Origin of the sequence: Pseudomonas sp. B28(2017), from assembly GCF_002113025.1 — a bacterium.
GTDB lineage: Bacteria > Pseudomonadota > Gammaproteobacteria > Pseudomonadales > Pseudomonadaceae > Aquipseudomonas.
On sequence record NZ_NEJH01000001.1, the window covers coordinates 262,027 to 282,189 of the forward strand.

General features: G+C 58.4%; 19 protein-coding genes. 9 read left to right on the forward strand and 10 right to left on the reverse strand.

All coding sequences use genetic code 11. The features are described from left to right. The first annotated feature begins 17 nt into the window (after positions 1-17). From CAF65_RS01260 to CAF65_RS01280, 5 genes are all read left to right on the forward strand, one after another. Positions 18-1,070 (forward strand): 3-keto-5-aminohexanoate cleavage protein, encoded by a 1,053-nt coding sequence (locus tag CAF65_RS01260; protein WP_085714640.1) that lies wholly within the window; start codon positions 18-20, stop codon positions 1,068-1,070. Between the two features lie 91 nt (positions 1,071-1,161). Then, positions 1,162-2,493 carry an MFS transporter gene (locus CAF65_RS01265; RefSeq protein ID WP_085714641.1) on the forward strand — a complete coding sequence of 444 codons (1,332 nt, stop codon included), beginning with the start codon at positions 1,162-1,164 and terminating at the stop codon, positions 2,491-2,493. Then, the gene (locus tag CAF65_RS01270; protein ID WP_085714642.1) at positions 2,490-3,152 is read left to right on the forward strand and encodes a DsbA family oxidoreductase; all 663 of its coding nucleotides are present in this window, start codon (positions 2,490-2,492) and stop codon (positions 3,150-3,152) included. The genes CAF65_RS01265 and CAF65_RS01270 overlap by 4 nt, the downstream gene beginning before the upstream one ends. Further along, on the forward strand, positions 3,149-3,475 hold the full coding sequence (locus CAF65_RS01275; protein ID WP_085714643.1) for a Rieske 2Fe-2S domain-containing protein: 327 nt from the start codon (positions 3,149-3,151) through the stop codon (positions 3,473-3,475). Before CAF65_RS01270 ends, CAF65_RS01275 begins: the two co-directional genes overlap by 4 nt. After that, a complete protein-coding gene (locus tag CAF65_RS01280) occupies positions 3,472-4,482 on the forward strand; it encodes a YeiH family protein (RefSeq protein WP_008020215.1) in 1,011 nt (336 codons plus the stop codon). The genes CAF65_RS01275 and CAF65_RS01280 overlap by 4 nt, the downstream gene beginning before the upstream one ends. Before the next feature lie 990 nt (positions 4,483-5,472). On the opposite strand, the gene CAF65_RS01290 is transcribed toward CAF65_RS01280, so the two are convergent. The 7 genes from CAF65_RS01290 to CAF65_RS28605 form a co-directional block, all read right to left on the reverse strand. Next, a complete protein-coding gene (locus tag CAF65_RS01290) occupies positions 5,473-5,913 on the reverse strand; it encodes a phage infection protein (protein WP_085714645.1) in 441 nt (146 codons plus the stop codon). 152 nt (positions 5,914-6,065) lie between these two features. Then, positions 6,066-6,758 carry an RES family NAD+ phosphorylase gene (locus CAF65_RS01295; RefSeq protein ID WP_085714646.1) on the reverse strand — a complete coding sequence of 231 codons (693 nt, stop codon included), beginning with the start codon at positions 6,756-6,758 and terminating at the stop codon, positions 6,066-6,068. After that, positions 6,752-7,156 (reverse strand): hypothetical protein, encoded by a 405-nt coding sequence (locus CAF65_RS01300; RefSeq protein ID WP_085714647.1) that lies wholly within the window; start codon positions 7,154-7,156, stop codon positions 6,752-6,754. The genes CAF65_RS01295 and CAF65_RS01300 overlap by 7 nt, the downstream gene beginning before the upstream one ends. Positions 7,157-7,291: 135 nt before the next feature. Continuing rightward, the gene (locus CAF65_RS01305) at positions 7,292-8,515 is read right to left on the reverse strand and encodes a Fic family protein (RefSeq protein WP_256578578.1); all 1,224 of its coding nucleotides are present in this window, start codon (positions 8,513-8,515) and stop codon (positions 7,292-7,294) included. Between the two features lie 176 nt (positions 8,516-8,691). Continuing rightward, positions 8,692-10,275, reverse strand: a complete 1,584-nt coding sequence (locus CAF65_RS01310; RefSeq protein WP_085714648.1) for a glycosyltransferase family 39 protein — start codon at positions 10,273-10,275, stop codon at positions 8,692-8,694. Between the two features lie 195 nt (positions 10,276-10,470). Further along, positions 10,471-11,967 carry a methyl-accepting chemotaxis protein gene (locus CAF65_RS28950; protein ID WP_085714649.1) on the reverse strand — a complete coding sequence of 499 codons (1,497 nt, stop codon included), beginning with the start codon at positions 11,965-11,967 and terminating at the stop codon, positions 10,471-10,473. Positions 11,968-12,263: 296 nt separating this feature from the next. Next, entirely contained in the window at positions 12,264-12,398 is a 135-nt protein-coding gene (locus CAF65_RS28605; RefSeq protein ID WP_256355847.1) for a hypothetical protein, read from the reverse strand. A gap of 646 nt (positions 12,399-13,044) precedes the next feature. Between CAF65_RS28605 and CAF65_RS01320 the strand changes: the two genes are divergently transcribed. The 3 genes from CAF65_RS01320 to CAF65_RS01330 all read left to right on the forward strand — a co-directional run bounded on the left by CAF65_RS01320 (position 13,045) and on the right by CAF65_RS01330 (position 15,763). Next, positions 13,045-13,491 (forward strand): OsmC family protein, encoded by a 447-nt coding sequence (locus CAF65_RS01320; RefSeq protein WP_085714650.1) that lies wholly within the window; start codon positions 13,045-13,047, stop codon positions 13,489-13,491. Positions 13,492-13,672: 181 nt separating this feature from the next. Continuing rightward, a complete protein-coding gene (locus CAF65_RS01325; protein WP_085714651.1) occupies positions 13,673-14,392 on the forward strand; it encodes a hypothetical protein in 720 nt (239 codons plus the stop codon). Positions 14,393-14,830: 438 nt separating this feature from the next. Beyond that, the gene (locus CAF65_RS01330; RefSeq protein ID WP_085714652.1) at positions 14,831-15,763 is read left to right on the forward strand and encodes a transporter; all 933 of its coding nucleotides are present in this window, start codon (positions 14,831-14,833) and stop codon (positions 15,761-15,763) included. Between the two features lie 286 nt (positions 15,764-16,049). Here CAF65_RS01330 and CAF65_RS01335 read toward each other — a convergent pair whose 3' ends face one another. From CAF65_RS01335 to CAF65_RS01345, 3 genes are all read right to left on the reverse strand, one after another. Then, on the reverse strand, positions 16,050-16,370 hold the full coding sequence (locus tag CAF65_RS01335; protein ID WP_143492056.1) for a hypothetical protein: 321 nt from the start codon (positions 16,368-16,370) through the stop codon (positions 16,050-16,052). Continuing rightward, on the reverse strand, positions 16,318-16,740 hold the full coding sequence (locus CAF65_RS28985) for an alpha/beta fold hydrolase (protein WP_085714654.1): 423 nt from the start codon (positions 16,738-16,740) through the stop codon (positions 16,318-16,320). The genes CAF65_RS01335 and CAF65_RS28985 overlap by 53 nt, the downstream gene beginning before the upstream one ends. 684 nt (positions 16,741-17,424) lie before the next feature. Continuing rightward, positions 17,425-17,625, reverse strand: a complete 201-nt coding sequence (locus CAF65_RS01345; protein WP_085714655.1) for a hypothetical protein — start codon at positions 17,623-17,625, stop codon at positions 17,425-17,427. A gap of 1,170 nt (positions 17,626-18,795) precedes the next feature. Here CAF65_RS01345 and CAF65_RS01355 point away from each other — a divergent pair. After that, entirely contained in the window at positions 18,796-20,154 is a 1,359-nt protein-coding gene (locus tag CAF65_RS01355; RefSeq protein WP_085714657.1) for an MATE family efflux transporter, read from the forward strand. Positions 20,155-20,163: the final 9 nt, after the last annotated feature.

Below are 20,163 nucleotides of genomic sequence, written 5' to 3' on the forward strand. Positions count from 1 at the left end.
AAGAACTGGAGTAAACCATGCAATTCTTCGACGATTCCCTGCACCCGGAAAACATGGAAAAGGTAGTCATCACCGTGGCCCCGTATGGCCCGGAATGGATGCCTGAAGACTTCCCGGAAGACATCCCGCTGACCATGGACGAGCAAGTCCAGAAAGCGGTCGATTGCTATGAAGCCGGCGCCACCGTACTGCACCTGCATGTACGTGAGCTGGATGGCAAGGGCTCCAAGCGTCTGTCGAAGTTCAATGAGCTGATCGCCGGTGTGCGCGAAGCCGTACCGGACATGATCATCCAGGTCGGCGGCTCGATTTCCTTCGCCCCGGAAAGCGAAGGTGAAGCCGCCAAGTGGCTGTCCGACGACACCCGCCACATGCTGGCCGAGCTGACACCGAAACCGGATCAGGTCACGGTGGCGATCAACACCACCCAGATGAACATCATGGAGCTGCTGTATCCGGAATACCTGGAAGGCACTTCCCTGGCCAACCCGCTGGTCCAGGCTGCCTACAGTGAAATGACCGTGCCAGCCGGCCCGGCCTGGGTCGCCGAGCACCTCAAGCGCCTGATGGACAACGGCATCCAGCCGCACTTCCAGCTGACCGGCATGCATGCCATGGAAACCCTCGAGCGCCTGGTGCGCAGGGGCATCTACAAGGGGCCGCTGAACCTGACCTGGATCGGCATCGGTGGCGGTTTCGACGGTCCGAATCCGTTCAACTTCTTCAATTTCATTCACCGCGCGCCGGACGGTTGCACCCTGACCTCCGAATCGCTGCTCAAGAACGTGATGCCGTTCAACACCATGTCGATGGCCATGGGCATGCACCCGCGTGTGGGCAACGAAGACACTATCATTGATCACAAGGGTGATCGCTTCGGCTCGGTTGCGCAGATCCAGCAAACCGTGCGCATTGCCCACGAGCTGGGGCGCGAAATCGCTACCGGCAAGGAAGCTCGCGAGATCTACCGCATCGGCGTGCAGTACGAAACCATCGAAGAGACACTGTTGGCCAACGGCATGGCCCCCAACCGCAAGGTCGGGCAGAAAGGCGTGCCGCAACGCGGCTGACCAATCAGGTGCGCGAGAGGCCGTGACCTCCCGCGCACCGAACTGCAACACGCTTGATAAAAAAAATAAAACGAAGCTTTGAGGAGGCTGCATGGCCTTTCACCCAATCGCCGCCGGCGATGACGACACAGGTAGTGTCGGCGTTGCGCGCCAATATGCCTGGATCGTCTTTGCACTGACGTTCGGCCTGTTGATTTCCGATTACATGTCGCGTCAGGTACTGAACGCGGTGTTCCCGTTGCTCAAGAGCGAGTGGGCACTGAGCGACGGTCAGCTCGGACTGCTCAGCGGCATCGTCGCATTGATGGTGGGCCTGCTGACATTCCCCCTGTCGTTGATGGCCGACCGCTTCGGCCGGGTCAAGAGCCTGGCGCTGATGGCAATGCTCTGGAGTCTGGCGACTCTGGGCTGCGCGCTGGCCCAGGACTACCAGCAGATGTTCATCGCACGATTCATGGTCGGCGTCGGCGAAGCGGCCTATGGCAGCGTGGGCATCGCCGTGGTGATTTCGGTGTTCCCCAAACACATGCGCGCCACACTGGCCAGTGCCTTCATGGCTGGCGGGATGTTCGGTTCGGTGTTGGGCATGGCCCTGGGCGGCGCCATCGCGGCCAAGCTGGGCTGGCGCTGGTCGTTCGCCGGCATGTCGCTGTTTGGCCTGGTGCTGGCGCTGCTCTATCCGCTCATCGTCAAGGAGGCACGCATCGCTCCGCAGCGTGCCGCTCAAGTGGCGAACAAGGCAACGACAGCGATCAAGCGGCCGTTGCGCACGCTGTGGTCCAGCCGTTCGGTGGTGGCGACCTACGTCGCCAGCGGCTTGCAGTTGTTCGTCGGCGGTACGGTGATGGTGTGGATTCCCAGCTACCTCAACCGCTACTACGACATGCCCACCGACAAGGCCGGCGGCATGGCGGCGATCATCGTGTTGTGCAGCGGTACGGGAATGATTCTGTGCGGCATGCTCAGCGATCGCCTGTGTCGCCACTCGCCGGAGCGCAAGGTCAGCCTGGCCATCGGATTTTGCCTGGGCAGTTGCCTGCTGTTGTCGGCTGCATTCGCCTTGCAGGCAGGGCCGGTGCAACTGCTGCTGATCTGCCTGGGCATGCTGATTGCCACCGGCACCACCGGCCCGTGCGGCGCGATGGTTGCCAACCTGACCCATTATTCGGTGCACGGTACGGCGTTCGCCACGCTGACCCTAGCCAACAACATGCTGGGGCTGGCACCGGGGCCGTTCATCACCGGTCGGGTGTCGGACCTGATCGGACTGCATGCCGCGTTCCAACTGGTGCCACTGGTCAGCCTCGCGGCGGCAGCGGTGTTCTTTTATGCCAAGTGTCATTACCACAGAGATATTGCCCGCCTTCAGGGTCAGCGCGTGTCTGACCCCGTCAGTGAAGCCGGGCTAGAGGTGAAGTTGTGAGTCGTCGTTTACGAATTGATGTGTTTTTCGATTTTATCTGCCCCTGGTGCCTGATCGGCAAACGCCAACTGGAGCATGCACAGGTCCAGTTTCGCAGTCGTCACCCGGATGTGCAGATCACCACGGTGTGGCAGGGCGTGCAGTTGTTGCCTCAGTTGCCGGTACAAGGTGAGCCTTTCGCCGATTTCTATCGCAAGCGCCTGGGCAACGCTGACGCCGTGACCATGCGCCAGAGCCAGGTACAGCAGGCTGCCGGGGCGGTCGGACTGTCCATCGACCTCAGCCGCATCGAGACCATGCCCAACACCGCAGATGCTCATCGTCTGTTCGAACGAGTCAGCCAGACGGGCAATGCCAGTCAGCGTGAAATGTTGCTCGAACGCCTGTTCGCCGCGTATTTCCTGAGGCGCGAAAACCTCGGTTGCCGTGAGACCTTGCTCGCCATTGCCCGCTCCTGTGGTGTCGATATGGACGCAGTGCTCGATTGCCTGAAGGGTGATGCCACGCCATTTGAAGGATCCCCCGACGCGACCAGTGGCGTGCCGAGCTTCCAGTTCGACCGCCGCGTGACGGTGATCGGTGCCCAACCTGCTCAAGCGCTGCTCGCGGCGATGAACGAAGCCCTCAAGGAAAGTGATCGCGAGCGGCAACCGGCATGACCCGGCGCATTCCCGTACCTGCCGGCAAACACCCGCAGGCCGGTGGCCGGGCGCTGTTCGAATTCGAAGACAAAAGCCTGGCGTTGTTCAACGTCGACGGGCAGTTGTTTGCCATCGACGACAGTTGCCCGCATCAGGGCGCCTCGTTGTGTGGCGGGCGTCTTGAAGGGCGGGTGATTCAATGCTGCGCCCATGGCCTGCGCTTCGATTTGCGCAGCGGCTACATGCTCAATTCCACCCAGGTCAAAGTCACTAACTACCCGGTCGAGATCATCGACGACCAGGCGTTTATCGTCATCGCCTCAGAGGAGTCCGCGCCATGAGCGCCATTGCTCTTACCCGTATCCACAGTCGCACGCGCGAACTGGCACCGGGGTTTATCGTCAGTCTGATCGTGGCGGCCGCTGCGTCGTTCCTATCCGAGCACTACGGTGCGCCGGTCATGCTGTTCGCCTTGCTGCTGGGCATGGCCCTGAATTTTCTCGCCGATGACGGCCCCTGCAAGGCCGGTATCGAGTTCACCGCCCGCACGGTGCTGCGCATTGGCGTGGCGCTGCTGGGCATGCGCATCACTCTGGAGCAAATGGCGGCGCTGGGCTGGAAGCCGATAGCGCTGGTGGTGATCCTGGTGGTGGTGACCATCAGTGTCTCGGTGGTCGCGGCCAAGGCCCTGGGTTTCCAGCGCTTGTTCGGCATGCTGACCGGTGGCGCGACGGCCATCTGCGGCGCCTCGGCGGCACTGGCCCTGGCGGCGGCGCTGCCGAACCATCCGCAGAAAGAACGCGCCACATTGTTCACGGTGATCGGCGTCTCGGCGCTGTCCACGCTGGCGATGATCGTCTACCCGATGATCGCCAACTGGCTGCAGTTGTCGCCGCAGGTGGCGGGCGTATTCCTCGGCGCCACGATCCACGACGTGGCCCAGGTGGTTGGCGCCGGCTACAGCATGTCGACCGAGACCGGCGACACGGCCACGGTGGTCAAGTTGATGCGCGTTGCCATGCTGCTGCCGGTGATCGTCACCGCGGCGATGATCACCCGCATGCAAGGCGCCGACACGACCGGCAAGCGCCCGCCGCTGTTGCCGTGGTTCGCCGTCGGCTTTCTGATCCTGGCCTGCATCAACAGCACCGGATGGGTGGCGCCTGCGGTGCAAGGATCGGTCAACGAACTGTCGCGCTGGTGCCTGGTGATTTCCATCAGCGCTCTGGGCATGAAGACCCGGCTCAAGGAGCTGGCGGCGGTCGGGATCAAGCCGATCCTGCTGATGGTGGGGGAGACGGTGTTTCTGGTCGTGCTGGTGCTGTTATTGCTGCGCTGGGGGCTCTGAACGCGTCTGCACCCATGGTTTTATGGCAGGGCTGCACGGCATTGACTCCTCATGCCGTGGAGCTCTCGACCGGTGTCACAAACACCGGTTCTTCGCGGCGACTGTACCAGCAGTCGCCGTTTTTTTTTGGTTCATCACGGATTACCGGGGAAGATTGGCGTTGGCGTTGGCGTTGGCGTTGGCGTTGGCGTTGGCGTTGGTTTTGTGAGTTGTGAGTCGTGAGTTGTGAGCTTATCCATTTGCCGAGGTGACGCTGAATCACCTTTGCGCCCTTACGGCGCCTTACTTTTTTCAGTCGAAAAAAAGTAAGCAAAAATTCTCGCCCCGGCGTCCGGCCCCTCGCCAAGGCTCGGGGTTCCTTCGCTCCGGCATTCATCCGGGGGCATTGCTCTACGGTTTGCTTCGCTGCACCTCCCTGCAATGTGTGCGACTTCGTCGCACGGCGCTGCGCGCCCATCCCCGGATGAACGCCTCCACTCAGCCTTCCGAAGGGGCGGGTGGATCAAGATCAAAAGCACAATTCGCTGCGCTCTTGCTTTTGGAGTGCGGTGGGTCTGTGGGCTGTGGGCTTTGGGCTTTGCTTTGGCTTTGGCTTTTGATCTGAATGCCCCGTTAACCAGAAGGGCCGAGTGGAGGTGTTGCGTAGGGGGGAGTGCGTCAGCACCTTCGGCGTAGCCGAAGTCGCGAGATGTAGAGTTGCTTGCAACTCGGAGGCCGCGATACCCCGTAGCGACACCGGAGCGAGGGAACCCGAAGCGCAGCGTAGGGCCCCTGGTGGGGCAAGAATTTTTGCTTACTTTTTTTCGACTGAAAAAAGTAAGGCGCCGTAAGGGCGCAAAGGTGATTCAGCGCCACCCTGGCAAATGGATAAGCTCACAGCACTCACAGCTACAGAGCAAAAAAACTTTCCCGACAATCCGAGAAGAACCACAAAAAAGCCCGGCTGTTGAGACCGGGCTTTTCGTTGAGTCCTGCGCTAAAGCACTGCATTCAGACAGCGCGGCTTTCGATCAGACGATCCGAACCACCTTCGGCAACGCGGTTCTGCAGCAGCTTGTCGGAGCCGCCTTCGGCGACACGGTTTTGCAGCAGTTTGTCGGAGCCACCTTCGGCAACGCGGTTTTGCAGCAGCTTGTCGGAGCCACCTTCGGCAACGCGGTTCTGCAGCAGCTTGTCGGAACCACCTTCAGCGACGCGGTTCGGCAGCAGCTTGTCGGAACCGCCTTCGGCAACACGTTTCTCCAGCAGACGATCCGAACCACCTTCAGCCACACGATTCTCGATCAGGCGATCGGAACCACCCTCGGCCACACGGCTTTCAATCAGACGATCCGAGCCGCCTTCAGCGATCACAGGTTGAGCGGCGGTAGCGGCGAAAGCGTTAACTGCGAAAACCGAGAAAGCGATGCCGAGAAGGGTCTGGCGTTTCATGATGGTGTGCTCCGGGGTGCTGATGGGTTGGTATGGAGCAGATGTTACGCCGGGGATTTTTTAAGAGAACTTCATTGAATCAATGGTGACTATCGACGCAGTCAATGGATCGCACACCGCCTGTATAAGCACCTCTTTTTGTGGCGAGGCATTCAAGCCTCGCTGATCTGGCTCACGCTGGTGATCTGCCCATTCCAGACCATCTCGTAATGCGCCGTCTGCACAATCGACGAAACCGGTCGCGGCGTCATCAACGCCCAGCAATGACTGCCCGGCATCCGCACCGAGTGATAACGCAAACCGGGACAACCGGCGTCCCGCACCGACCGACCCAGAATACGGGAATGGCTGTAGTCGTCCGGCGCATACACCGGATCGCTTATCGGCAGGGCCGCAGCGTCCTTCATCCCGTCATCGCCAAACGCACAGGCCAATCCCCGAAACACAAAGCGCTCATAGTTCAGACTCGGTACCTTTGACCAATACAGACCCTGGTGATGCCTTACCTCGGCCAACGCCGCTTCCATCGAATCCGCCAGGTACAACACACCAAAGCTGCCGTCACTGAAGCGCGAGCCCGCCGGGTTGACGTGGGTAAACGGCGCGATGGCGTAGGAACAACCCGCAATCCCGAACGGAATCTCGCTGCGCGCAATCAACTCAAGCTGACCCAGCTCATTCTTCAACCGCGGATTGGTCAGCGCCTGAATCTCGAACAACACTTCAAATTCATCCGCGTCCGCCACGTCATCAAACAACGCAATGGGTGGAAACTTCGAATTGACCAGGCGATAAGCCTGCAACGACTGGCCGGCAAACACCGCCAGTTCACTCGCCATCACCATTGCGCCCCCCGCAACATGTCGATGCGGCGGAAGGTCTCATACAGCGAAATCATGTCGCCCTGCGCCATGATCTCCAGCGGCGAACGCCCGTTGAAAAACTCGTTGTCGTTGGTCATCGAGGCAAAGCCATACACGTTGTCCGGGTTGTCGAACACCAGCCGCAACGTCGCATGAATGTTCAGCACAAAACTGATGCGCTGCATCTGGTCCGCATCCAGCGCCACCGCCCAATCCGGGTCATGCTGACGGGCGCGGGTGTAGGTGCTGCGGGAAATGCGCAGGATGCGACAGGCCTGATCGCCGGTGGCCTTCCACTTTTCCAGAATGCTCACCGCGGCGCGCAGGCCGGTGACGCACTGGTTTTTTGTGAAGGATTGGGCTTGGATGGGGACGGCCATGTTTGTGTCTCCTATCTGCATCTGTAGAATCAAATGTAGATAGATTGAATCTACAGAGCAATATTGGTGCGACCAATGGGCAAAGGATCCCGGCGTGCCAATGCAATAGAGCTGCGATTTTGCTGAGGTGATGCGTTACTGAAACCGGCGATGCAGGTCTGGAAAAATATCCTGGGCAAACCAGGCGGGCAGACCAGGCGTCACGATTCTGGATTTTGGTGTTTGGCTTTCTACCAGGCCGGCTTTGATAAGCCTCGATAACTCGTCGATTGCCGGACGAGGTGTCAGGCCGGTGAACGTCTTGATTTCGTTGCGCGGTAAACTGCCCTGTGTGATCAATGCGATGATCGCTGGCGCGCTTTCCGGGCGGATACCTTGTTGTAGAAGTCTTTCGTTATAGCGAAACGCGCGGATTACTCGCTCTCGAAGCCGGGATGGGTCCACGGCGGCAATCATGTAGTCGACCTGGTCGTGACAAACCTGCAGCATGAACTCAATGAATTCGAAATAACGTCGTTGGGACAGCTGACCCCGACCGTCCAAATCACCTTCTCGTGCGCGGTCGGCCATGGTCAGGGCGCTGTAGTAATCCTGATGCCGTCGTGCAAGGCCGCGTGACAGTGACCAGAGGGTTGGCTCCAGCCCCAGGTGCACCAACTGCAAATGAGTGATCAGCCGGGCAACCCGGCCGTTCCCGTCGGCAAAGGGGTGAACCCAGGCGAGCCGATGATGGTAGGCCAGCGAAGCAATCAGCTGACGGCGAGGGTCTGTCTGCCGACCAAACCCGGACTGAAGGTGCCGAAGCATCGCCTCGACCGCTGAAGCGTCCGGTGCATCATGGTTGCCGACGATCACGTTTTGACCTGTGACCGACCGAAGCATGCCGGGCTGCATTACTGAGCCATCTGACAACGTACGTTCTGCATCACCGGCACCGCGAAAAAGCCGGTTATGCGCAGCGTTCACGAACTCAGGTGTGAACATGGCGCCCCAGGAAAAGGGGCCACGCTGGCGTAACGTTCGTTCAAACAAGGCTTGCACCGCCATTTGTTCAACCGCCATGCTTTTCAGCCGCTTGCGATCTTTAACGGGGGCCGCTTGAGCTTGCTGCATATCGGCAGGCTCGGTGTATTGCCCTTCGATCAGGTTCGAGTAGTACGTATTGGTGATTTGCAGGAGGCGGCCAAGTCGTACGGCGGTTTCAGGCGGTAGTCGTCCGGCTAGAAACTGTGTCTTTCTGGGCAACGCATCTGCAAGGTCAATGATCGATGGGGGCAACGACTCCGGTAGAACCGGATCCAGCCAGGACTTCGACGTGATTAAGGACATGGCAGCTCGTACCGTCAGAATGATCTTCATATTTTATTTCACATAGGAGGTCGTCAAGCAAGCCTTATATTGTTAGGTTTTAGGTGGTTTTGTAGAGATTTATTACGGGAGTTTCTTCACATTTTATTTCACAATTTTATTTGAACTGTCTTCAGGGGTATGAAGGGCAAATCGCTGGCGAATAATCATCAAGCGCCTGTATTCAATTACTCCGCAGCTTGCGCCTGCAAAACATTCCCCGCCGTTTTCCCATTGGGAATAAACGCCGCGCTGCCATTTTCCTTTGAATGAAACAGCCGGGCGCCGTTGTTCGGCTTGGTCGTGATCAACTGGTGATCTGCCGTCAGATAGCCCAGCGGCAATTGCGTGAGGTCCTTGTACTGCTCGACGATGATCGTGCGGTCCGGATTCCAGGTTTCGCCACTTTTCTTTTCCAGCCACGCCATCAGCGCAGCACTGCCACCGGTTTGTGGAATGTCCGAATCCGGGAGTACGTAGTAGAACGGCGAACCGTTATTTTGCAGGTACATGGGCAGCTTGTTGTCGACATCCACCAGCACCATGCGCCATTCGTTCCACGGCGCGGTCTTGATGGCTTCGGCGCGTACATCCTGGGTGAACTGCATGACTCCGCCGCCACCGCCGTTGGTCCAGGGGTAGACAACGCCAAGGATCAACAACAAGAATCCGGCCGCCCCGGCAATGCCCTTCGTCCAGCCGGGGCCGCTGACTTTACCGGCCGCCTGACGCGCGGCCATGCGCCGGGTGACCCACCAGGCCGCCAGCAATTGCGCAAACGGCACCAGCGGCAACACGTAATAGCTGCGCCGGCTGCCGCTGGCGGTGAAGAACAGGAACAGCAAGCCGAGGCCCAGGATCAGCCAGCGAACGTTGGCTTCGGTGTGTTTCCAGCCGCGCACTGCCACCCACATGCCGAGCATCCAGCAGGGTGCCCAGGGCAGGGTATAGACCGGCAGATACAACAGATAGGTATAGATCGGGCCAATGTTGTCGAACGGCTTGAAGAATCGAACCACGTTCTCCTGAAACACCAGGCCCAGCCCACTCGGCCCAAAAGTCGGCGTGCCATAACGCTGCGACAGCATGAACGGCAGCATGTAGACCGCACCGCCCACCAGTATCGCCAGCAACAGGCGTGGATTGAGATGGTTTTTCCAGCGTCCCTCGCCAAGCAGATGGGGCAACAGCATCAGCCCCGGCAGGATGAACCCGATCAAGCCCTTGAACAGCGAGGTCAGTGCCAGTATCAGGAAAAACACGCAGTAGCGACTCAGCCGTGTGTCATTCGGAGCGCGCCAATACCACCAGACAGCCGCCAGCACTCCGCAAACCGTCAGCACGTCCGCCGTGGCGACCCGCGCCCAGAACACGAAGAAGAACGTCGTCGCCAGAAACCAGCCGGCAATCAAGCCGGTGCCTTTGCCATAGAGCCGTTCACCGAGCAGGTAGACCAGCCACACACTCAGCCACGCCGCGAGCACCGAAGGCAGGCGCAGCGACCCGTTTCCGAGGCCACCCATCAGATGGGCAGTGGCCGTAATCAACCAATAGGACGGCAGCGGTTTGTCGTAATAGGGCATGCCCTTGAGGTAAGGGTCGAAATAATCGCCGGTCTGCAGCATCTGCAACGCGATATTCGCCCAGCGCGTTTCCGCCCCCCAAAGCTCCCTTGCCCCCAACCCGAACAACAATAGAAGCCCAGATACGCCAAGCAAGAGGATCAGCGCACCCTGGTCACTTTTCACAAACCTGACTAACGAATTTTTCATCACTGTTTCGCACGTTGCGCTCACCGTGGCGACGGAGAAGCGGCTGGAGCAACAAGGCTATCGGGCGAAATGTGATGGGATTGTCAGTAGATTGCGAATAAACCATTAGCGCTGGTTGAGCGCTGACCGCTACATCAAATGGCGCAAGGCCGTGATCTGCACGATGAACAATTGTTCATGCAAACCACGGCGCCATCATTGATGAAAGGTACGCCCCAACGCATCCAGCCGAGTCGCAATAGGCGGCAGGCGCCGACTGCTCGACGCCAGCGTCTCCACGTCATCCGCGGTGTTCTGCGCAATGCTCTGCACCGACTGCAAGCGCCCGACGATCTCGAAACTCGCCGTGGATTGTTCGCGGGTCGTAGTGACAATTCGTCCATTGAGCTCATCGATCTGCGAGATGTCGCTGCCCACGGCCTGCAACATCGCCGCTGCCAACTGACTGTCCTCGACACAACGTTCCACACCTTCGCGACTGTCCTGCATGGCCTCCACGGCTTTGCGGCTGCCTTGCTGCAAGGCCTCGATGATGGTGCGGATTTCCTTGGTGGAAACCGCCGTGCGCTGCGCCAGGCTGCGCACCTCATCGGCCACCACCGCAAAGCCCCGGCCTTGCTCGCCAGCGCGAGCGGCTTCGATGGCAGCGTTGAGCGCCAGCAAGTTGGTCTGCTCGGCAATGCTGCTGATCACCTCCAGCACCTTGCCGATTTGCTGTGCCTGCCCGGCCAGCACCTGCACGGTTTCATTGGTGCCTTCCAGACGCGATGCCAACTGAGTGATCTCCTGCTGCGCACGGTTCACGCTTTCCTGCCCACGGGTGATCTGCACAGTGGCCTGGCCTGCATGCTCAACGGCATGCTCGACATGCACCACGATGTGCTCCATCGCATCGCCCATACGCTGCATCGACCCGGTCATCTGCGCGATTTCCGTCAACTGATGCTTCGCGCCTTTCTCCAGCGTGTTACTGGCCTTGGCCAACTCCTGGCCCAACTCACCCAAACCCTGAGAGTCACGCACCACGCCGTCCACCAACGCGGTGATCTGCATCAGAAACTGATCGAACCGCTGGGCCAGCGACACATGCACCCGCGCCTTGTCACCCTGGCCGGTACCGCCGGTGAACTGGGATGTGGTAGCTAGCATCTTGTCCAGCATGTCCTGGCTCTCCACCGCATCAGCCTGGCTGTGCACCGCCAGATAGAGCAGCGCGACCGTCTCCATCACCACGTAAAAAGCGTGAACGAACACCATCGCCCAGCCACCGTGATGCGCCATCACATACACCGGAAAACCCTGATGCTGCAGCACATGAAACACCACGTGATGCAGCGCAATCGTCACCGCAGCCACCAGAATCGGCAGCCAGTCCCGATAGAACGTCAACACCGCCAACAACGCAAAAATCCCGAAGTGCGACTCAATGACCCCCTCGGCCTGATTGATATGCAGCGCCGCCATCACCATCAGGCCAACGCCCAGCAAACAGCGCATCCACCGCGACCCGCCGATGGTGCGATACAACAGCGTCAACAGCACACTGGTGCCACCGCCCACCAGCAACGCCTGCTTGAAGGTGTCGTGCCAGAACGCCAGGCCCAACGCGAAGACGAACATCAGCCAGATCAGGCCGAGCATGATGCGGTCGGCTTTACGGTAGTGGTCGAGGAAACGAGGGGGGAAGGGCATGTACGCTTACTCCATGTAAATGAGCCAGAAAAAGCAGGGTTTATGGCAACACGGGACATCGCGAAAGGCTTGGGTGCATTAAAGGGGGCAGACGTTTTCTGAGTCAGGGATGTGAATCTGTTGGCGACATGGTCGAGCTGTATTTGATGCGCCGTGAAGAGCGTAGCCATTAGCCATCATTCTTGGCAGGTACGACGCCGCTCGTGGAAAAAAATGTCCGATATAGAGGCAAGTAATGCTGAATTGGCGGAGAGCACGACAGACTCCATTGCAAAGCCTGTCGTACTCCAGGGCTATTACGATTTCTTCGGCGGATAGTTGCCGCGCAAGCCACCGGACTTGTTGCCGGTTTTGCTCGGCAGGTTCGGCACAAGTGGACGGGATCTGGGTTGGGGGTTGGAGCGGCTTTGGGGTTGCGGTTGTTTGCTCATGGTTCGCCTCCTGAGTTTTCAGGGATTCGCGAATTGGGTTACTGATGAAGTTTAGCTAATTGACTGTGGGCTGGATCGTTTGGCGCTTGGGGAATGTGCGCTGAGCGAAATCCGAAGGTTCATGGCCGAAACCCGCAATTCATGGCGGAAGGAACAAAGCAAACTCAAGCAAGAGATCTTCTGGTATCTGTTCGCGGTTTCGCTTGTAAGGCTTCGTCCGGTTGAATCCACAGCCAAAAGCGGCCAGTCACAATGGGCCGCTGTTGAGTCCAGGATTTTATCAGGGATGTCTATCTGAGCCGGGATAGTCCAACCCTCACTGGACGAAATCCAGCGAAGCCTGACCAATATCAACCAGCGCGCTGATCTTCACTGCAGGATAGCCCCCAGCGTTACACCAGCGTCTTGCCCCGTTCGGGACAGACCAGATCGATCTTTGTATTGCACTGTATCAGTCCGCAGCAGAGATACGTGCTCCGACAAAACCAGCCTTCACGCGATACACGCACGATACATGGATCTCTTTAACTACAACTGCGTTCTTGGCCAGTCGGTGAAAAGCTCCGTTGCGATTGCCGCCGGCGCGATGATCAACGCACCAATCAGAAGGTTGTTCTGATCTGAACTCAACACTGAGGAAACTGTTATGACCAAGCTCGAAAAAGTCATTTACTCGGGTACGACCCACACCACTGTCAACCGTGACCCAAGTGCCCAGCGTGGCGATTACGGCGTCGTCGACATCAGACTGTCTGCACCTGGTGGTGACAGCCATGAAATAATCGCAGCCGAACCGCACCCGACCGCCGAGCAGTTGTTTGCAGGTGCCTGGTCGGCCTGCTACATCACTGCGCTGGGGCTCGTGGCCGCGCAAAAAAAGGTCGTGCTGCCACTGGACTATTCCGTGGATATCCAGATCGACCTGGGCCAGACGGGGCCGGGCTGGTTCTTCAATGCCCGGTTCACAGTCCGCATGCCTGGCCTGGCACAGAATGTCGCCGAAACCATTGTGCACTCGGCGCATCAGCTGTGCCCATATTCGAGGGCAGTGCACGAAACCGTTTATCTCGAGCAAACCATTATTACGTCTTGATGAGCTGTCGGCTGGGTCTCCAGTCCAGCCTGCGTCGCACTGGCCAGCGGTTACGGCGATCGCCAGTCCGACAACTGAAGCGACCCACGCTCTGGCCTGCGACAAAAACCGCTGGGTGGTGGGTCGCCGTTTTCGCCCCAGGTCTGCCGGTCTATGTCATGCCGACTAACGGAGGAGTGTTATGAATGATCTTCTGAAGCAGGTGATTGCTGCCCATGGCGGCCTTGAGCGCTGGAATGCCTTCGGGACGGTAAGTGCCAGAGTCGTTACCGGAGGTGAATTCTGGGCGACCAAGGGTATTGTCACGGATGCTAACCCGCGCAGTATCACTACGAAGACACAGGAAGAATTGGTGACCCTCACGCCCTATGGAGCCCCGGGGTTTGTCATGACTTTCGTTCCGCACCGGGTCGAGATCAGGAACAGCCAGGGCGAGACCATTGCGCAGCGCGACAATCCCAGGTCAGCGTTTGACGGGCACGGCGCGGACACACCCTGGGATCCACTGCACCGGGCCTATTTCAGTGGCTATGCGCTGTGGACCTATCTGACGACGCCATTCTTGCTTGTCATGCCAGGGGTTGACGTACAAGAGGTCACACCTTGGTACGAGCACGGTGAAATGTGGCGGGTTCTGCGCGCAACGTTCCCCCCGGCTATCGCCACCCACAGTGTTGTTCAGGATTTCTACTTCGGGCCTGATTTCCTGCTGCGACGCCACGACTATCAGGTGGACGTGTCCGGTGGCCTGGCGGCGGCTCAATATGTTTATGACATCATTGATATGCAGGGCATCCGCTTTCCGAGTCGCAGACGGGTACACCCATGTGGCGCTGACTTGCAACCGGATCGCAGTCGCACTTTGGTCTGGATTGATCTGTCCGATTTCGAGTTGCGCTAAGCCAACAGCTATCCATCCGGTCTGCTTCTGCAACGCGTCCCAGGCTCTACACCTGTCTCACGAAGTCGGATAGCAAGCCGCGCTATGCTTGCCCGCTTCTTTGGGCCGTTCCTTGACTATCGCCACCGGCAGCAAAGGGTTGGTTTCAGCCAGTCGTGGAAGGCAGAAATCGGCGAAAATCTGCCCGTCGATTTCGTCTCAGAAAACCCAGGCGATCTGTCTCTTGCAGCGTTTTGCTATAAGAATTCGAGCTGTCCACGAAACCAGGGAGGCAACCCTCATCCGTTGAGCAGTATGCCTGGTCACTGATCGACCAGGAGTATCCGATCAAACAGTCAGTGCGGTCACACAATGCTGGCGGCAGCTATAAGTGCTAAACGAATGCAGATGCACTACAACAATACATAGAACCTTGAGGTCCTGACAGGAAGCGAGCGAATGTGGATGAAACACAAACTCTGCATCGTCAGGCTGGCTCGGTTCGCATCCGCTTCGCTCATCATGGTAGCCCCCAGTGCAGTTGCGGAGGATCTCGAACCCAGGTCCTACGCCAATACGCCGGTCGGTATCAATTTCCTGCTCATGGGCTACAGCGATCTCCATGGTAGCGTGACCGCCAACCCCTCAGTCCCACTCCAGGATGCCAAGCTCAACATCAAGACTGTCGTGTTTGCCTTTGCCAGGTCCCTGGACGTCTGGGGCCGCTCCGGGAAGTTCGATATCGTCGTGCCTGAAGCCAGATTGACGGGCTCAGCGCTGTTCGCCGGTGAACCCAAGGAGCGAAATGTGACCGGGTTGATAGATCCAAGATTCCGCTTCTCGGTCAATTTGTATGGCGCCCCGGCGATGTCCCTGGCTGAGTTCCCCAGCTATCAACAGGATGTGATTATCGGCGCCAGCCTGGCAATTACGGCACCACTTGGCCAATACGACTCCAGTAAGCTGGTAAATCTCGGCAACAACCGCTGGTCATTCAAGCCCGAACTTGGGATTTCCAAGCGCCTGGGACCCGTGACCCTGGAATTATCCGGTGCGGGAACCTTTTACACCGACAATGACCAGTACCTTGGCGACCGTACATTTTCCCAGAACCCGACTTACCAGGCACAGGCGCATCTTATCTATGCCTTTAGTAGTGGTGTCTGGGCCTCGCTGGATGGGACCTACTTCGCTGGCGGGAGTACCTCAGTCGATGGGATCGGTAACCACGACTTTCAGGAAAATACACGCTATGGGGGCACCCTCTCGCTGCCGTTGAACCGAAATAACTCACTCAAGCTGTTTGCGAGTGATGGTGCGCATACCCGTACCGGCAGCGAATACGATGCTATTGGCATCGTCTGGCAGTATCGCTTCGGCGGAGGGCTTTGAAACCTGGGACTTACGCTACATTCCATTCATGCGTTCGTGAGACATTTGTCTGATGCTGGTTGTTACCTGCCATTTGTGACAGGCAGGTAGAGGCCAATTTCTGCCGTGTTGACAGGCCGCTTTGGGGCGTGGATTCAACCGGTCGATGCAACAGGCTGGCTAAACGTTCAGCGGGCGTTTCGTAGTTCAGTGTTTTCCGAGGGCGGCTGTTTAGCTGCCTTGCCAGTCATTCATCAACGGCAAGGGACTCGTTTCAAGCAACTTGAAATGGCAGGGGATACCGCGATCAGTGAATGTGTTTCTTGACGAAGGTAGCGGTCATCGAAATCAGCTCGTCGATCTGCTTCTCGTCTTTGGTCATGTTGAAGGCATGATCCATGGGCCGGACAAGCAGCTCATGCTCTCCAGGGTGATACCTGATAAAGCTTTTCCCGAGGGTTGGCTGCGGAGAAACGATGTCGTCGTCAGTGCCGACGGCGACGAGCAGTGCTCCCTTGTAATGGGTGATCTCGGCGGCGGCATCGAGGGTCATCAAGCTGACAAAGAACGCGGATTTAAGCTTGACCTCGCCACCTCCAGGTACTGCCAGTGCGACGGGGGAGGGCACCGCTGTGCAACGCTTCCTTGATCTTCCCGGAGCCCCACAACAGCGGGAACGCGGCTCCCATATTGGTCGCGGGGTTCCAGAGTGCGACCGCGTCGAGTTCATACGGGGTCCGTCCTGCTACAGCAGCACCAACTGCTCCGCCCATACTCCATCCAACAAGCGCCATGCGATTGGCGTCGACGCGCCCGGACCTGGCGAGAAAGTCGAGCGCAGCCAGCCCATCCTCAACATCCGTATCGAGTGTGCCGTCGGTCTTGGCACCATCACTGTCGCCATCAAAACGGTAATCGATTCGCAGGCTGGCAATGCCTTGTTCGGCCCAAAGACGTGCGGCACGGGCATAGATATCTTCATGGACGGCCGGAATGATCCCCTCATCCCTGCTGCCCCGAAACTGTGAAGTAACAGAATTACCGGGGGCTTCTTAACGCCCTCGGGCAGGTTCAGAGTGCCGACGACGTTCATCCCCTCAACGGAAAAGGTGACTTTTTCTTCAACCGCAAACGCGAGATACGGGGCTGCAACCAGGCTTGCGAGAAGTACTAGACGGGTAAAAAAAGCTGGCGTGGGGGATCCTCAGCTAGACAGGTAAAAGTTTAATTCCTGGGCTTGGGGGCAACGTCCGAAGATGTGGTCGGGGGTGGAGTTCGATCATCTTGTCGACACAATCATGTGGGGTCGGCTTCTCGGCGAGTAGTACCAGGGCATCCAACAGGTATTGGGAGGTCTGCTCCAGAATGACTGGATCATCGGCACGATTTTTCTGTTTGTGCCCGGCAATAACGATGCGCGGTTTCAAAGCTGATACTTGGTCATTCGCCTTGATCCAGGCCTGGAGCCCCCGTTGCCGCCTTCGAGGGGATATTGGTGTACGCCGTTGCAGGCAATGTCGCCGGCCACCACCGGTCCCATGTGCGTAAAAGCAGAAGGCCGGGGTCTGGTGTATTCATTTAGGGGGTGGTGGTTTCCGTGGGCAAACAAAAAGGCCCCCCACCTGGGCTTAGTGTGGGGGCAATTGAGCGAAAGTCCCGTTACTCGTAAAGCGTGGGGCTTCCTACGCGGCGGTAAATCCGTCCGGCTTTGGCGCGCCGTCGTCTTTAGGCTTACCCACCACGTAGTGCACCTGGATGCGCACCGGGTCGGTCACGCTCGATGCTGACATCACCGCCAACAGCTTCCAGCCATCCTGTAACGCCATGTTCACCTCGCGGTAATTGGTCAATTCATTCACGACGTGGGCTTCATGTAACTGCATCGTTCTGCCTCCTGGGGATACTCTCAGCGTAGCAGGGCCTCGGCTAGCGGCGCGTGGGGGCTTTCTGGTTGAGCGAAGTGGGATTTTCTCACTTCGGTTCGGGTCATTACGGGTAACGCCGTGGATCAGTCCGCAAGGCGATCGGCCTCATCCACCCGTTGGCGCATCCACCGCGAGTCTCCCCGCTGCTCGACCCGGTTCGTCAGTTCCATGATGGCAGCTTCCAGGGCGAGTTGATTGTCGTTGATCTTGAAACTCAGAGAGGGGGAGTAAGTCTGAATTGGGCCTCGCGATTCCTCCGTGAAAGGAAAGCGTAGCAACTTGAGAACTTCATCGAGCGAGTCGATTGGGGGAGACCGGACACCAGTGTGCCTGGGGGGACAGTTGTGGCGGCACTCGGGAATCAAAGCAGATACAGGATAGCAATGGAGCACAACCAGCCAATGGTGAGGGTGAAAAGCAGGTAGTAAGCCGCAAACATCAAAGGGTGATTCCACATGGCATTAATCTCCCAGAAACTACAGTGTTTATTGGTGCTCTGTAGTTTGGGTACTGAGATACTCATGAACTGGAATACGCAATAATCAAGCCGTTTAAGTGAAAGAGGCCCGGCTGCTCTAGCGCTATGCTCTTAGCCGCCTCCGCCCGAAAACTGACCCCGAATCCCCCCAAAAAGTGAGATTCCCCACCTATGGGGAACATTCGTTCAGACGAGACAGAGAACAAAGCCGCTATTCTCGCAGGACAAAAAAACGGGCGCCTTCAGCGTCCGGATATGACTCACCCACATAGGTAACAAAACAGTTCAAGCACATAGGTAACAGTTTTTAACTGGCACTGGTCGATTCCGGTGAGGGGCATGTATCGATTCATTCTGAATGATCTCTGTTAGATGGGCTCAAGGCCGTCAGTCGGTCATTCTCTGTTGTCAGGTCGCCAAACCCGAATCGCCATAATGGGCGACGGCGCCGACTGTAAGCCGCAAGAGATCAGCGGGGGAAGGTGAGGCATTCCGGGCTACGTGCAGGACCTTTGATGATGAAACTTCAGACCTTTCACATCACGTCGCTGGAAATACAAACACAGACCTGAGATGTTCACTGCCGCTTGGTTTCAACCGCCAACGCTATCCTTAATCACCGCTTCTGCCGTCGAGATGGATCTTCGCTCATGCAAACCACACCCCCCCAACGCCCCCTCTGGCAAACCTACCTGCTGTTCCTCGCCCCGATGGTCCTGTCGAACTTCCTGCAATCCATGTCCGGCACGGTCAACAGCATCTACATCGGCCAGATGCTCGGCACCCAGGCGCTGGCGGCGGTGTCTGGGATGTTCCCCATCGTGTTTTTCTTCATTGCGCTGGTCATCGGTCTTGGTGCGGGTGCTGGTGTGTTGATCGGGCAGGCGTGGGGCGCTCGGGAGACGCATCTGGTGAAGGCGATTGCCGGGGCGACGTTGTTGTTGGGGGGGGTGATCGGGTTGGCGGCAGCGGTGGTGGGCAGTGTGTTTGCACGGTCGGCGTTGGTGGGGTTGGGGACGCCGGCGGATGTGCTGGACGATGCGGTGGCGTATGCCCATGTGATGTTGTGGATCATGCCGTCGCTGTTGGTGTTTGTGTTGTTCACGCAGTTGTTGCGTGGGGTGAGCGATACCTTGTCGCCGTTGTTGGCGCTGGTGGTGTCGACCATTGTCGGGCTGGCGCTGACGCCGGCGTTGATTCGCGGGTGGTTGGGTTTTGCGCCGATAGGGATTCAGAGTGCGGCGTTTGCCGGGTTGGTGGGTAACCTGGTGGCGATGGGGTTGCTGGCGTGGCGGTTGATTGGCAAGGGCCATCCGCTGGCGCCGGACCGAGAGTTCTTTGCGGCGATGAAGCTGGACATGGCGATTCTCGGCAAGGTGCTGCGCATCGGGTTGCCCACCGGGTTGCAGATGGTGGTGTTGTCGCTGTCGGAACTGGTGATTCTGGCGCTGGTGAACCAGCACGGTTCCCAGGCGACGGCGGCGTATGGCGCGGTGACACAGATCGTCAATTACGTGCAGTTCCCGGCGCTGTCGATTGCGATTACCGCGTCGATCCTCGGGGCGCAGGCGATCGGGGCCGGGCGCATCGAGCGCATGGGGCCGATTTTGCGCACGGGGTTGATGATCAATGTGTGCCTGACCGGTGGCTTGGTGGTACTCGGGTACTTGTTGTCGCATTGGCTGCTGGCGTCGTTCCTCACTGAGGAGGCGACGCGGAGCATGGCCCGGCACCTGCTGCACATCATGCTCTGGAGCCTGTTGGTGTTTGGCTTCCAGGCGATCATCGGCGGCATCATGCGTGCCAGTGGCACGGTGATGATGCCGGTGGCGATTTCCATCGTGTGCGTGGTGGGTGTGCAGTTGCCGGCGGCGTATCTGCTGGATGCGAAGTTCGGGCTGCAAGGGGTGTGGATGGCTTTTCCGGTGGCGTACCTGGGGATGCTGGTGTTGCAGACGCTGTATTACAAACGGGTGTGGCAGCATCAGAGGATCGAGCGGTTGGTGTAGGCGGGACAA